This window comes from Novosphingobium pentaromativorans US6-1, from assembly GCF_000767465.1.
Taxonomy (GTDB): Bacteria; Pseudomonadota; Alphaproteobacteria; order Sphingomonadales; family Sphingomonadaceae; genus Novosphingobium; species Novosphingobium pentaromativorans.
Genome location: NZ_CP009292.1, coordinates 338,461 through 352,475 on the forward strand (window position 1 = coordinate 338,461; position 14,015 = coordinate 352,475).

12 protein-coding genes are annotated in these 14,015 nt (G+C 64.4%); 4 read left to right on the top strand and 8 right to left on the bottom strand.

Translation table 11 applies throughout. The annotated features are described in order from the left end of the window. Genes ureG through JI59_RS20295 form a run of 4 tightly spaced genes read left to right on the top strand, consistent with a single transcriptional unit; the run spans position 1 to position 5,251 of the window. Entirely contained in the window at positions 1 to 639 is a 639-nt protein-coding gene (gene ureG, locus JI59_RS20280) for an urease accessory protein UreG (RefSeq protein WP_013837129.1), read from the top strand. After that, positions 636 to 1,202 carry a HupE/UreJ family protein gene (locus JI59_RS20285; protein WP_007014507.1) on the top strand — a complete coding sequence of 189 codons (567 nt, stop codon included), beginning with the start codon at positions 636 to 638 and terminating at the stop codon, positions 1,200 to 1,202. The genes ureG and JI59_RS20285 overlap by 4 nt, the downstream gene beginning before the upstream one ends. A gap of 15 nt (positions 1,203 to 1,217) precedes the next feature. Further along, positions 1,218 to 4,376: a hybrid sensor histidine kinase/response regulator gene (locus JI59_RS20290; protein ID WP_238532605.1), complete on the top strand. Its 3,159-nt coding sequence runs from the start codon at positions 1,218 to 1,220 to the stop codon at positions 4,374 to 4,376. Beyond that, the gene (locus tag JI59_RS20295) at positions 4,373 to 5,251 is read left to right on the top strand and encodes a response regulator (protein ID WP_007014505.1); all 879 of its coding nucleotides are present in this window, start codon (positions 4,373 to 4,375) and stop codon (positions 5,249 to 5,251) included. The genes JI59_RS20290 and JI59_RS20295 overlap by 4 nt, the downstream gene beginning before the upstream one ends. 6 nt (positions 5,252 to 5,257) lie before the next feature. On the opposite strand, the gene JI59_RS20300 is transcribed toward JI59_RS20295, so the two are convergent. From JI59_RS20300 to JI59_RS20335, 8 genes are read right to left on the bottom strand one after another with little or no spacing between them, the layout of a single operon-like run. After that, positions 5,258 to 7,606 carry a TonB-dependent receptor gene (locus JI59_RS20300; protein ID WP_039858088.1) on the bottom strand — a complete coding sequence of 783 codons (2,349 nt, stop codon included), beginning with the start codon at positions 7,604 to 7,606 and terminating at the stop codon, positions 5,258 to 5,260. Beyond that, positions 7,518 to 8,495, bottom strand: coding sequence for a FecR family protein (locus JI59_RS20305; RefSeq protein WP_007014503.1), 978 nt, complete (start codon positions 8,493 to 8,495; stop codon positions 7,518 to 7,520). Before JI59_RS20305 ends, JI59_RS20300 begins: the two co-directional genes overlap by 89 nt. Beyond that, positions 8,492 to 9,136: an RNA polymerase sigma factor gene (locus tag JI59_RS20310; protein ID WP_007014502.1), complete on the bottom strand. Its 645-nt coding sequence runs from the start codon at positions 9,134 to 9,136 to the stop codon at positions 8,492 to 8,494. The genes JI59_RS20305 and JI59_RS20310 overlap by 4 nt, the downstream gene beginning before the upstream one ends. Next, positions 9,133 to 9,750 carry a class I SAM-dependent methyltransferase gene (locus tag JI59_RS20315; protein WP_007014501.1) on the bottom strand — a complete coding sequence of 206 codons (618 nt, stop codon included), beginning with the start codon at positions 9,748 to 9,750 and terminating at the stop codon, positions 9,133 to 9,135. Before JI59_RS20315 ends, JI59_RS20310 begins: the two co-directional genes overlap by 4 nt. 20 nt (positions 9,751 to 9,770) lie before the next feature. Then, positions 9,771 to 10,415: a tetratricopeptide repeat protein gene (locus JI59_RS20320; RefSeq protein WP_007014500.1), complete on the bottom strand. Its 645-nt coding sequence runs from the start codon at positions 10,413 to 10,415 to the stop codon at positions 9,771 to 9,773. A gap of 38 nt (positions 10,416 to 10,453) precedes the next feature. Further along, entirely contained in the window at positions 10,454 to 11,209 is a 756-nt protein-coding gene (locus JI59_RS20325) for an SDR family NAD(P)-dependent oxidoreductase (protein ID WP_007014499.1), read from the bottom strand. Then, positions 11,196 to 13,232, bottom strand: coding sequence for an AMP-binding protein (locus JI59_RS20330; RefSeq protein WP_007014498.1), 2,037 nt, complete (start codon positions 13,230 to 13,232; stop codon positions 11,196 to 11,198). Before JI59_RS20330 ends, JI59_RS20325 begins: the two co-directional genes overlap by 14 nt. Then, positions 13,229 to 13,774 carry a thermostable hemolysin gene (locus JI59_RS20335; RefSeq protein WP_039858160.1) on the bottom strand — a complete coding sequence of 182 codons (546 nt, stop codon included), beginning with the start codon at positions 13,772 to 13,774 and terminating at the stop codon, positions 13,229 to 13,231. Before JI59_RS20335 ends, JI59_RS20330 begins: the two co-directional genes overlap by 4 nt. Positions 13,775 to 14,015 lie beyond the last annotated feature (241 nt).

The following is a 14,015-nucleotide window of genomic DNA, read 5'->3' on the forward strand; positions in this document are numbered from 1 at the left end:
ATGGCAACTCCCCTCCCGGCTTCGGGCCCCTTGCGCGTCGGCATCGGCGGCCCCGTGGGCTCGGGCAAGACCGCGCTCATGGACGCACTTTGCAAATACCTGCGCGAGAGCTACCAGATCGCCGCGATCACCAACGACATCTACACGCGCGAGGACGCCGAGTTCCTCACCCGCGCCGGTTCGCTCGATCCCGACAGGATCCTCGGCGTCGAGACCGGCGGCTGCCCGCATACCGCGATCCGCGAGGATGCCTCGATGAATCTCGCCGCGGTCGATGTGCTGGAGCAGCGCTTCCCGGGCCTCGACCTCATCCTGATCGAAAGCGGCGGCGACAATCTGGCGGCCACCTTCAGCCCGGAACTGGCCGACATCACCATCTATGTCATCGACGTTTCGGCAGGCGACAAGATCCCGCGCAAGGGCGGGCCGGGCATCACCCGAAGCGATCTGCTGGTGATCAACAAGATCGACCTTGCGCCGCTCGTCGGCGCCAGCCTTGAAGTCATGGACCGCGACGCGAAGAAGATGCGCGGCGCGCGGCCGTTCGAATTCGCAAACATTCGCGCCGGCAAGGGTCTCGAGGAGATCGCCGGCTTCATCATCAAGGCAGGCGGACTGCCGGAAAGGATTGCTGCATGAAGCGGCTCGTCTCCACTCTTGCCCTTGCAGGCCTTAGCCTCGCTCCCGAATTGGCCCTGGCCCACCCCGGACACGGCAACGGCGCATTCGCATCGGGTCTGCTCCATCCCCTGACCGGCGCCGACCACCTCGCCGCAATGCTGCTGGTGGGCCTTGGCGCTGCAGTGTTCCTGAAGCGGTCGGGCTGGGTACTTCCGCTCGCTTTCCTGGGCGGTCTGACCTTCGGATTCGTGACCGGAACCTGGCTGCCCGGTTCGGCCGCGGAAGCCGGGATCATGGCCTCGCTCGTCGTGCTTGGCCTTGCTGCGGCATTCCAGGTCCGCACGCCGGCTGCCATCGCGGCCTTTCTCGTCGCCGCTTTCGGTTATGCGCATGGCGCCAGCCATGGCATCGAGATGCCGCACGATGCCTCTCCGGCACTGTTTGCCGGTGGGTTTCTGGCCACCAGTGCCTTGCTCCACTTCGGCGGTTATGCTCTTGCCCGGGTGTTGCCGAACCCGGCTTTGCGCCTGATCGGGGCTGGCAGCGCGGGTTTCGGCCTCGTTCTGGCCGGGATTTCATGATGGAGCGCAACCGGATTGGCAAAATCGGAACCTGATCGGGCGCGGGCGGGCACTGTGTCGGACGTCGCGGTCAAGCGCCAGGTCATCGTCGGCACGCGCCGGCGCTACAACCAGTGGGTCAACAACCAGACGCTGGAAGACTATGCCCTGCGCTTCACCGCGACGCGCGCGCGCAGGAGCTCGCCTGCCTGGGTTGCCAATACTGCACTCGGTTCGATCGCTTTCCTTGCCTGCGAGGCGCTGGGCGCGACGGTCACCATCGGTTACGGCTTCGAAAGCATGGCCTGGGCGCTGGGCGTGGCGGCGGCGATTTTCCTGATTTCCGGCATACCGATCTGCTATTACGGCGCCCGCTACGGCGTCGATATGGACCTGCTCACGCGCGGATCGGGCTTCGGCTATCTTGGCTCGACGATCACTTCGGCGGTCTACGCGTCATTCACCTTCATCCTGTTCTCGATCGAAGCGGTGATCCTGTCGGCTGCGCTTCAGTTGTGTTTCGGCATACCACTGCCGATCGGGCACATGATCAGCGCAATGGTGGTCATTCCCATCGTCGCCTACGGCTTTCACCGCATCAGCCAGTGGCAGAACTGGACGCAGCCGATCTGGTTCATCCTGCAGGTTGCACCGATCCTGTTCCTCGTCGAGCAGGGCAGCGATGGCCTTGCCCTTTGGAACGGTTTCGAAGGCGAAGAGAAAGTCGGCTCGATGGCGAGTTTTGCGGTTGCGCTCGCCGTCTTCCTCTCACTGCTGCCGCAGATCGGAGAGCAAGTCGATTACCTGCGTTTCCTGCCCGAGCAGGAGAAAGTCGGCAAGCTGCGCTGGTGGTCGGCGTTGCTGGCGACCGGCCCGGGCTGGATCCTCGTGGGCGGAGTCAAGATTGCCCTGGGGTCCTTCCTTGCCGTTATCGCGCTGTCCTCCGGCATGAGCGCGAATGATGCGGCCAATCCGGCCATGCTCTATTTCATGACCTTCGGCGGCCTCGTCGCCAACGCGACGGGCGCAGTGATACTGACCACGGTCTTCGTTGCGCTGTGCCAGATAAAGATCAACGTCACCAATGCCTATGCCGGCTCCATAGCGTCCTCGAATTTCTTCTCGCGCCTGACCCACCGGCATCCCGGCCGCGTCGTGTGGCTGGTGTTCAATACCCTGATCGCGCTGATGCTGATGGAGGGCGGCATCCAGACTGTCGTCGAGCGGGTGCTGACGCTTTATTCCAACTTCGCGGTGGCGTGGTTCGGTGCGGTGATCGCCGACCTCATGATCAACAAGCCGCTCGGCCTCAGCCCGCCGGGCATCGAGTTCCGCCGCGCCTACCTTTATGACCTCAACCCGGTCGGGGTCGGCGCCATGGCAATTTCGATCCTGTGTTCGACACTTTGCTTCGCAGGGCTTCTGGGAGAAGTGGCGCAGATGCTCTCCCCGGTGATCGGGCTGAGCATATCGTTCATCCTCGCCCCGATCATCGCTGCCGCCACCCGGGGGCGCTATTACATCGCCCGTCCGCAGGACAAATTCGAAACCGCCGAATGCACCTGCAAGGTCTGCGAGAACACCTTCGAAGCACCGGACATGGCGGTCTGCCCGGTTTACGACGGCGCGGTCTGTTCGCTTTGCTGTACGCTGGAGGCACGCTGCCACGATGCCTGCAAGGTCAGGCCGGAAGCCGGCGTCAACCTCTCCGCATTGCTCGAGCGCCTCCTGCCGGGCTCTATCACCGACGTGACCTATGCGCGCATCGCCCGCTTCCTCGTGGCCTACTGCGTCTGCCTTGCCATCGCCGGCGTGGTGCTGCTGTTGATCTTCTATCAGCGTGAAGTTGCCGGGGACGACCCGCTGGTCCTTGCCAGCATTCTCAAGACCGTTTTCGTCGGTTTCATGGCGATTTCAGGTTTCGGCGCCTGGTATTTCGTTCTCTCGCGGGAAAGCCAGCGGGCGGCAGAGCAGGAAACGGAACGCCAGACCGTGTCGCTCATGGAAGAAATCGAGGCGCACGCGCGTACCGATGCCGAACTGCAGCGGGCCAAGACGGCGGCGGAGAATGCCAACCTTGCCAAGAGCCGCTACATCATCGGTATGAGCCACGAGATCCGCACGCCGCTCAACGCAATCTCGGGCTACGCACAGTTGCTGGAGCGCGATGAAAGCGTTCCGGTCGCCGACGCTGTGCGCGTCATCCGGCGCAGCGCCACCCACTTGTCCGACCTCGTCGACGGTCTCGTCGATGTATCACGGATCGAGAACGGTTCGGTCCGGATCGCCCGCGAGCGTGTGAACCTCGTCGATCTGCTCAACCAGATCGTGGACATGTTCCGTATTCAGGCCGCCGCGCGGGGTATCCAGTTCGACCATAGCCGGCCGAACCACTTGCCGCACTGGATCTATACCGACCAGAAGCGCCTGCGGCAGGTGCTCATCAATCTCATTTCCAACGCGATCAAGTATACGCCTGCCGGGTCCGCGGCGCTCAACGTCTATTGGCGCAATCCGGTCGCCGAATTCGAAGTGGTCGATACCGGCGTCGGTATCGAAGCAGACAGTCTGGAACGCATATTCGAACCATTCGAGCGGATCGGCACGGTCCGCGGACAGCAGGGCGTAGGCCTGGGCCTGACGATCGCGCGCATGCTTGTCGATGTCATGGGCGGGCAGCTTACCGTGAAGAGCACGCCGGGCGTGGGCAGCACCTTTACCGTGAAGATGTTCTTCTCCGAGGCGCCCGTGCCGGAAAAAGGGCCGTTGGAGCCTGCGCCCCAACTGTCCTTTGCCGGGCCGCAGCGGCGCATTCTGGTCGTCGACGACGATTCCGCGCACCTCGAACTGACCCGGGACCTTTTGACCCCGCTCGGATTCGATCTCGAATTTGCCGAGAACGGGCGCGCTGCGATCGATGCCTATCGCCGCAAACGGCCCGATCTCGTCATCATGGATGTCGCCATGCCCGAGATGAGCGGATGGCAAGCTGCCCATGCGATCAGGGAACTCGATGGCGACAGCGTTCCGATCCTGATGGTCTCTGCCAATGTCCACGAATTCCAGCGGCCGCGCAGGCCCGATGATCCGCATGACGATTACATCGCCAAGCCCTACGAACTCGACGTTCTGATTGATCGGATCTCGGTCCTGCTCGACCTTGAACCCGCCGAACGACCGGAGGCCGCGCGATGACGGCCCGCATTCTCGTCGTCGATGACGATCCCGAAACGCGCGGGATGATCGAAGCCTTTCTGCGCAGCGAAGGGCACGAACCGATCCTTGCTGCCGATGGTGCGATCGCACTTGGGCTGCTGGACGAGGCGCGGCCGGACCTCGTGCTGCTCGACGCGGTGATGCCGGGGCTGGACGGATTCGAGACATGCCGCCTGCTCAAGTCCGACCCGCGCGCCAGCGATGTGCCCGTCATATTCATGACCGGGCTTTCCGATAGCGACCATGTCGTGCGTGGACTGGAAGCGGGCGGGGTGGACTATGTAACCAAACCCGTGGTTCTGAACGTGTTGAGTGCGCGCATCCGCGTCCATCTCGGCAATTCCAGCGGCGCGCGCAAGGCGATGACCGGGCTTGATGGGATGGGCGCGCAGTTGGTCAGCTGCGATGCGCGCGGCCACATTGGCTGGACTACACCTGCCGCGCAGCGCGTGCTTGACGGATTTTCACCGGACAAGCGAACCGCATTGCAATCGCTGCTCGCTGAACTGATCGTTGAAGCCTCGCAGCGCACAGTCACTGTCGTCCTGGGGGCGGAACGGTTCGATGTCACCCTGGTCGGCGAAGCAGGCAGCGCCGAGCACATGTTCCGCATCGCTCTCTCGCGCGAGGGGCGCGAGGGCGACATGCTGCGCGATGCCTTCGGCCTGACCCCGCGCGAAGCGGACGTCCTCTTGTGGACCGCGCGCGGCAAGTCGAACAAGGACATGAGCGAGATCCTCAACATCAGCGCGCGTACGGTGAACAAGCACCTCGAACAGATCTTCGTGAAGATCGGCGTCGAAAACCGCGCTTCCGCTGCCGCTGCCGCGACGCGGGTGATCTACGAGACCTGACGCAGTCTAGAAATGGACCGACCCGTTCAGGGAAATCGTCGTGGGCTGCTGCGGAGTGAATTGCGGCATGGAGCGGTAGCGAAGGGCATTGCCGAAGGCGAAGACGTCGCCCTTGTCAGCGAACAGGTTCTGCACGTTCAGGCCCACTTGCCAGATGCCGTCGCTGACCTGAACTTCGAAATCGCTCTCGATCAGGTCGCCCATCCTGCGGTCAAGGTCAGGATCGAAGCTCATGCGGGCCGGGCCGACATAGCGCAGGCTCAGCTTCGCGCGCGCATTCAGCTGTCCTAGTGTGAAATCGCGGCGCAGGCCGGCGCGTACGGTATATTCGGGAACGACCGGCAAGTGCCTGTCTTCCAGTTCGAAACCCAGATCATTGCGGATCAGGCGCGCATCGGTGAAATTGCCGCCGGCCTCTGCCTGCCAGCCTTCGCCCAGCGGCAGTTCGAGGCTGCCTTCGATGCCGAAGATGCGGGCGTTTCCGGCATTGACCGTCTCGACCAGGCCATTGTCCTCCAGCACGTCGGATTGCAGGTCATGCCAGTTGGAGAACCATGCGCCCAGATCGAGCTTGCCCCCGCCGGACAGCCGCTGGCGCCAGCCCAGTTCGATGGAGGCCAGTTCATCGCTGCCCAGCGTGTCGATGCTGCCGCTTGACGTAATATCCGATCCGCCTTGCCTGAAGGCCGATCCGTAGCGCACGTAGACGAGACTGGACGAGTCGGGCTGCCAGGACAAAGCGACACTGGGCGTTACGCCGGACTTGTCACGCTCACGCGAGACGGGGCCGGCCTGCAACATGCGCGTCTCGCGGATCGACGAGCGGAAAAGTCGCGCCCCGGCATCGATCGAGATCGTGCCGGATACCGGAACAGTCGCGTCGAAATAAGCGGCATTGTCGTGACTGGTCCGGCGATCGTCGTCGAGCGTCTCCATGGCGCCTGCAGTATCTTCAAGCGAAGTCGCCAGTCTCTGGCGCGCCACAAGGCGCGAGATGCCCGCAAGCCAGGTTACGCCGCCAAGGTGACCGCGCAGGCGCAGCTCGGAATCCCATATGCGGAAATGGCGCTTGTCGAGCAGGCTCTGCGGATTGGCGAGGCCGAAGCCATCTGCGCCGAGCGATGCATCGAGCGTGTTGTCGACATCGTGCCAGGTCATGGCGCTGGCGAACGTCACATCGATGCTGCCGGCCGTGCCGTTCAGCCGTCCAGCGAAGTGGATGAGGTCGTTGTCGTGCGGCTCGGGCGATTGTGCGTCGCGTGAATAGCTGCGCGGGGTATTGACATAGCGCGTGTCGCTCGAGCGCAGCCACTGGCCGAAGCCGGTGAGGTCCAGACGCCAGTCGCTGGCCGGAATGAAGGCGAGCCCGGCGCGCGCGCCCGACACGCGCGTCCAGTTCGCGTCGTTGCGTTGACCGGTATCGATCCAGCCGGGCTCCTTGGCGGCATAGCCGACGAGGCGCAGGGCGGCCTTCTCGCCCACCAGGGGCAGGTTTGCCACGGCGGAGCCCGAATAGCCGGTATTGCCGTGCGCCACGAGCGAGGTTCCCGCAGTAACGTCGAGGCTGGTCCGATCGAGTTCGGGAGCGTGGGACACCATGCGGTAAATGCCGCCGAGCGCACCGGTCCCGTAAAGCGAGCCCTGCGGCCCCTTAAGCACTTCGACACGCTCGATGTCGACGAGGCGGATATCCGGGTCCGGCGCAGCATAAGTGAGGCGCGCTTCGTCTAATACGACGGCCACCGTCGACTGGCTTTCGCCGCTGAAGGCGCTGTCGGCAACGCCGCGCAGGAACATGCGATTGCGCCCCGGCCCCAGTGACGTGAGTGAAAGCCCTTCGATCTGCGAGGCAACCGTGGCGCTGGCGCGGGTAGGGATGCCGTGGATTTCGTCCGCTAGGGCGACCACCGAAACCGCGGCAGGAACCGAGAGCAATTCCAGCGGTTGCTTGGTGGTCGTGACGACGATGGGCTGTGGCGGCGGCGGTGAAACAGGACTGGGCGGGGGCACTGCAGGCCCGATGGCGGCGGCCGGTTCGATGCGCCAGGCCGTCTCGCTTACCTGCCTTGCGACGAAACCGCTTCCGGACAGAAGCTGCGAGAGCGCTTCACCGACCGAATAGTTTCCCCTTACGCGCCTTGTGCGCAGGCGGGGCAGTGCACCCTGCGTACCGATGGAAACCCGGGTTTCGCGGGCAAGCTCGGCAATGGCTTCGGGCAGCGTGCTCGCGGCTATGTCGATGCCGCGGCGCGCCGCTTCGCGCGCGTCAGCTGCCGGGCTGCTCCAGACGCCAAGCGCCAGCGTGGCCGCTGAGACGCAGGCCCATGAGCTGCACCAGATCGCGTAACGCCGCATCCCCATCGTCGACAATCAGCGTCCCCGAAAACCGCCGGTCGCGCAAGGACGCCGGCACTTCCACCGAGACACCCGCATAGCGATGCAGATCGGCGGCGACCAGCACAAGTCGCGCATTTTCGTAGGAAAGTCTGCCTTCCTGCCATGAACCGACATCGACGGGCTTGATCGATGCAATCGTCGCGGTGCCCTTTGCGCCGTCGAAATCGAGACCGCTGCCGGCGGCCAGCTTCACCGGAGCGTCAAGCGCCTGCGAACTGACCTGCACTTTACCCTCGACGACGGCGACGCGCACCGTGTCCTTCTGTTCCTGTACGTCGAAGCGCGTGCCGATGTCGCTGATCGCAAGATCGCCGGCGGTGATCGTGAGGCGGCGCGAGGGATCGTGGCGGATGTCGAACAGGGCGCCGCCGGAAAGGGCCATGCGATCCCGATTGCGGCCCTCGATGGTCAGGTGGCTGCGCGGGGCGAGCAGGATCGTCGAGCCATCCTCAAGCGCGATGCGCTGCGATGCCGCCGCGGTCTCGTAAAGCTCTGGAGCGGGGCCCATGAACTGGGGAACCGCCAGAACCGCAGTCAGGGCCGCGGCAACGGCAAATCCTGCCCAGCGCAGCCGCTTCCCGAAGACCGGACGCACAACGCGATCGTTCGCAGCCTCGGCATAGGTGGCTTCCATCGGGGTTTCGAACTCGGGCGCCGCGGGCTCTGCCAGTTCCTCGCGATGCTCGCCGAGCATCATGTCCGTCAGGGCAATCTCATCGAACGCCTTGCGGTGTGCAGGGTCTGCTTCCAGCCAGAGGGTGAACGCATCCCAGTCCATGCTGTCGTCGCCGCTGGCGAGGTGCCAGCGAACGGCTTCGGCCAGGATCGGATCGTCTTCGCGTTTCATTGTCCCTGTTCCATCTGCGGTCGTTCCCCGCTGTCAGCCCCTCGATCTGAAGACGTCGCCGTGTCGAAACATCCACAGTCGGACAGCGCCGCGCGCAGGCGTTTCATGGCGAGTGCGAGGTGCTTTTCCACCCCGCTTCGGCTAATTCCCATGACTTCGGCGATTTCTCCCTGCCCCATTCCCTCGAAGCGATAGAGCCGCAAGGCCCGGCCAGCGCCTTCGGGAAGGGCGTCGATGGCGTCGCGCAGGATCTGCGCTTCCTGCTTGCGGGCCAGCGCTTCGTCGGCAGGTTCGCCCGGATCCGTCCTGTCTTCCGGCGGCATGGCGACACCGCCGCTGTCCGCCTCAAGCCAGTGGCGCTCACGCCGCATGGCGCGTTGTCGCCCGCGCAGCCGATCAAGAACGAGATTGTTGGCCATGCGGAACAGGTATGCGCGCGGATTGCTGACGGGCCCTGCCGGCTGCGCGCCGACCTTGATCCACAGGTCCTGCAACAGGTCCTGCGCGTCGTCTGCCGAACCGCAGCGGGCGACCAGAAATTGCAGCAAGGGACCGCGCTCGTCTTCAAGTACGCGGGCGAGCCCGGAGGCGCGCGTTTGCTGCGGCATCGGCTCCATGTCGATCTCCGCCAAGAACTTCATGATCGCCAGGCCCTTGCGAGCAAACCGGTGACCGATCGGGTGATCGCCACTTCATGCACTTCGATCCGCTCTTGTGCAAACCCTGCATCTGCAAACGCTGCGCAAAGCGCGTCTCTATCGAAAAGCCGATGAAAGCCCTCGCGGGTAAAGGACCAGTTTTCCATGCTCTGCCTGTCGGTGACGTAGGCCACAATTCGCCCGCCAGTCTTCAGCAGCCGATGTATCCTGTGCAGCATGGCGTGGTTGGAATCTTCGAAATACAGGACATTGAGAGCGAGCACCGCATCGAAGGTCGCGTCTGGCAATGCCAGATCTTCCAGTTTCGCCTCGATATAGGAAGCACGCGCGCCAATGCGCTGCCGCGCGGCTTCCAGCATGGTCGCGGAAGCGTCGGCCCCGGTGACGAGGCAATCGGTGCGCGCCAGCAGTTCGGCCATCGCCGCGCCGGTGCCGCATCCGGCGTCGAGCACCGCTTCTCCCTCGTCCGGCGCCAGGAGATCGACCGCAAGCCGGGTAGGCTTGCGGTTGACCACATCCATGGCATTGCCCAGCAGGCGGCCGGGCAGGCCACTGGGATGGGCAAGCTGCCGCGCAAGTCGGTAAGCCAGCATCATGGGCACGTGCTTGCGGTCAATCAGCCCGCCTTGCCCAGCAGGACCCGGACTTCGCGTCGGCGGCCTGCGTCCCACACCGGACGGGCAGGATCGTGCGGAGCCTGCAGGGCTTTTTGAAGATAGGTCTTCGCTCCCGCCTTGTCTCCCTGATCCAGCAGGTAGTCGCCATAGAAGTAGTTGGAATCGAGACCGTTCGGATCGACTGCCAGCGCCTGCTTGAGCAGCTTTTGTGCCTTCTCGTCGTCCCCCCATCCGATCGGCGATCCTGGAACCTTGTAGTAGAGTACTCCGAGGCTGAGCGCGGCTCCGCCGTCCGCTGCGCGCGGATCGAGCGAATAGGCCTTGGCAATCAGATCGCGGGCCCTCGTTGCCAGGCTCATCTTGTGGAAGATGTTGGCACGATTGGCCTGCTCGCTGGTGATGATGCCCTGCCAGAGCAGCGGTTCGGCCTTGCCCGGATAGCGTGCGACGATGGTCGCGGCCTGCTTGGCCAACTGGTCCAGCGCCTTGGTCTGCGTGCTTGAACCCTTTACTTCGTACGTGATGTGGGCCCAGCCATCGTTCACGGCCTTAACGTCGCTCGCCATGTCGGCGAAGGCGGCCGAGGGCAGGGCGCAGGCCAGCAGCGGGGCGGCCAGAAACGTGAGGACACTGCGTTTGATCATCGGATGGAACTCCTCTCTCTTTATCGTGTCGGGCTGGTTCAGCAGAACTCGGCCCGGGCCTTGCGGATCTGCCCGGCAAGACCGTTGTCGATCAGCCGCGGCGAAATGGCATTGAGGGCGGCGTAGATGCGCTCCAGCGCGCCGAACGAAACTGTCTCACGCTTCTCGACGATGGCCGAGACGATCCGCCGGGCCACCCAGTCGGGCGCGTCTGCTTTCATCCCGGTCACTTCGAGGAAGCGGTTGACCTCGCCGTTGTTGAAGGCGGTGCGCGCGGCGCGCGGGTTGATGTGGGTTACGGTGACCCCGCTGCCCATGAGTTCGCGCCGAAGTCCCTGGCTGAGCGCTGCAAGGCCTGCCTTGCTGCTCGAATAAGCCGCGAACCAGGGATAAGGGATTGCGCCCAGCACCGAGCCGATATTGACGATCTGCCCGCTCCCTCGCCCCTGCATCGGCGCGGCCACGGCCCGGGCAAGTACCGCCGGCACAAGCAGGTTGATGCGATAGCACAAGGACAGCGCGTCGATCGGTTGGCTCTGGTGCAGGCCGAAGCGCATGACCCCGGCGATGTTGACAAGGATATCCGGGCAATCGCCGGCCAGACGTTCGGCAAGGCGGGCAAGGGCAATTTCGTCGGACAGATCGGTGACGATGCTGGCATCGCAAGCATCGCTCTCGACGCGGTCGATTCCGGTAACGTGCGCTCCCGCCTTACGAAGAAGCGACGCGACTGGCGTCCCGATACCCCCGGCAGCGCCGGTGACGGCAATGCGCTTGCCTTCAAGCGGCAACATGCTGGTTCTCCATGGCAATCGCGGCGAACATCGCTCCGAACAAGGCGAACATCTCGCGCGCCATCGCGGTGATCGCCTCGCGGTCATTGGGTGCGTCGAGCCCGTTCACTAGCGCGGCAAAGAAAGTCATGTGGTCCTGGTCGAGGGCCCCGTGCGATGTGAGGTAGGTGAAGGCTTCGGGTGGCAGTCCGAGATTCGCGGCGACTGCACTGGCACCGCGCTGGGCAAGGGCCACGCTAACGCTTTCCAGCACATAGACCATGCCGAAGAAGCAGGCGGCATTGCCTTCGCGAATCCGGGCGTAGGCGTGCTCGACCATGGCCTGCGTTGCCGCGCTGGGGCTGCAGCTGCGGGCCTTGTCGGCATCGCCCCCGGCCGCAGCTATATCCGCCAGGATCCACTCCTCGTGCCCGGTCTCCTCTTCGATATATTCGTCGAGTGCAGTGACGAGCGCGGGCCGGTCAAGCAGGCGTGCGCGTGCCGCCTGCATCAGCGGAACGGTATGGCGTACGTGATGGTAGGCCTGGGTCAGGTAATCGAGGTATGTGCGCCGCGAGATCGTTCCGGCGAGCCCGGCGCGCACTTGCGGGATTGTCAGGAAGCGCAGGCGATCGCGCCATGTTGCAGCTTCCAGCTCATCGAAGAAGGACGGTTCCCCTTCGAGCCATGTCCGGGCGATGGCCTTGCGGCGCAGGCGTCCGTTGCCGGTGAGCATGCCATTGGCTGGCGTGAACGGCGCCGCTTCGCGCCAGGCGGCAACGTGGGCATAAGCCGGCAGCCTTCGGTTCGCGGCGGCGACAGCTTCGGCAAGATCCGCGTCGGCCGATGCCGGCACCAGCAGGGCCTCAGGCGCGGGGGCGCCATCGCCATGGATAAGCGCCTGCGCGATTTCCGGTTGCATCATCAGGGCCGCCTCGACCCATTCGGGGGCAATGTTGCGGCCGTAGCTGGTGACGATCATCGCCGACTTGCGGCCCTCGACCCAGATCCGGCCCTGATCGTCGATCCGGCCGATGTCGCCAGTGGCCAGCGGACCTGGAGCGCGTGGCTCTCCGATCGTGCCGAGGAACATGTCTCCTTCAAGCACGATCTCCCCATCGCTCGCGATCGCTGCGCGCATATGGCCAAGCGGGCGTCCGACCGAACCATCCACGCTTTCGCCTGCGCCTTCGAGCGAGACGACCGAGCCGCATTCGGTGAGCCCGTAACCCTGCCGGACCGGCAAGCCGAGAGCGCGGGCCCTTTGCAGGAGTTCGACCGGTACCCGCGCGCCGCCGACCGCCACCAGCGTCAGGTCGGGCAGGCGCTGTCCAGAGCGTTCGAGAACCGCGACGAGCCCCGCGAGGTATTCCGGGACGAGAATCAGTGAAGTGATCCGCCAATCGGCAAGGTGCGCGACCATGGCCGCGAAGTCGGGGCGGAAGGGATCGCCAAGACCGGCTTCGCGCTGGGGCGGACAGACGTATGTCCCGCCGGCCAGCATGGTCGCGAAGAAACCCGCAATCGTCTCGAGCAGGATCCCCGGAGGTAGCAGTGCGCAGTGGCGACCTGCATGGGCGCTCCCAAGCGCATCGACCACCGATGCAGCAACTGTGAGCATGTGTCCGGCCGAAAGGCAAACCCCCTTGGGCGTGCCGGTCGATCCGGAAGTGAAGGTAACCCGCGCCGTCAGACGGGGCAGTAATGACGGCGCGGGCTGCGGCCCGGATAGAGTTTCATCTTCGGCACCGCAGGCGGAAACGGCATGACGGACCTGTTCGTCCGTAAAGAAGGCGGGGAGAGATAGGACGGGAATTCCGGCTTCGAGAAGCGCCAGTTCGAGAATGGCCGTCTCGGTGCCATGATCGAGGCGCATCACGTATGGATGGGCTGGAACAAGGTGCCGACGTAGCTCTTCCGCACTCTTCGCAACGCGCTCCGCCAGTTCCTTCCAGGTGACAGGCGCCGCGATGATCGGATCCAGCGCGATGCCGCATGGATCTGCCTCGGCGTGAGCGCGTAGTGTCGTGAGCAGGCCAGTCATGCGGCGACCTTGCGACGACGGGCAAGGAAAGCAGAAATTGCGGTTTGCCCCAGGGCGATGAAGCCGGCGCATACCATCGGGTCGCTCGCATAATAGCTGCCCCAGGCCCGTGGATCGCCGGCGCGCTTCGGGTCGGCCTTGGCGAGGACGTGCAGCGTCACGCCGAGCCGCTCGAACATGCGGCGCAGCGGTGCGGTAAGGGTAGCGACCGCGATCTCGCAGTTCGCCCCCAGGTCGTTGGCCGCCATGCCCCAGAGTGCGACCATGGCGAAGGCATCGTCGGCAGCAAGATTGCCGATCTCGATCACGCTGGTTCTCTCGACCGTCCGCTGAAGCGCAAGCGACAGGCAATGCTCTACCGGGCAGTCCAGATAGCGCTCGAGGAACAGGGTCTCCTCACACGCTCGGCGATAACCGAGCGCGGCGTGGGCCGCATTTTGGTGCGAGACCTGCAGGAATGCACCATATCCGGCCTGCACGTTCGCTCCGTGCGCTTCCATGAAGCGCCTGCGGACCAGATCAATCGGCGATGTCTGCGACATCCTTGTCTCCTCGATGTTCGAGGAAATGACGCCGCGCTGGCCAGGCTTCCCCAGTCCGCCGTGTTCGCCAGCGACAGGAAACCCCTGGCGCACGACAAATCGATTGCGTTTTGCGCCCCGGGATCGCCCGCAGATGCGTGCTTCGATGGTAGCCTTGCACAAGTTTCACCCGACCGGCTTGCCGACTTGCTGCTATGACCGGTTCATTCTCGCCTTGCGTGTGATTTGCGCCCCGGTGCCG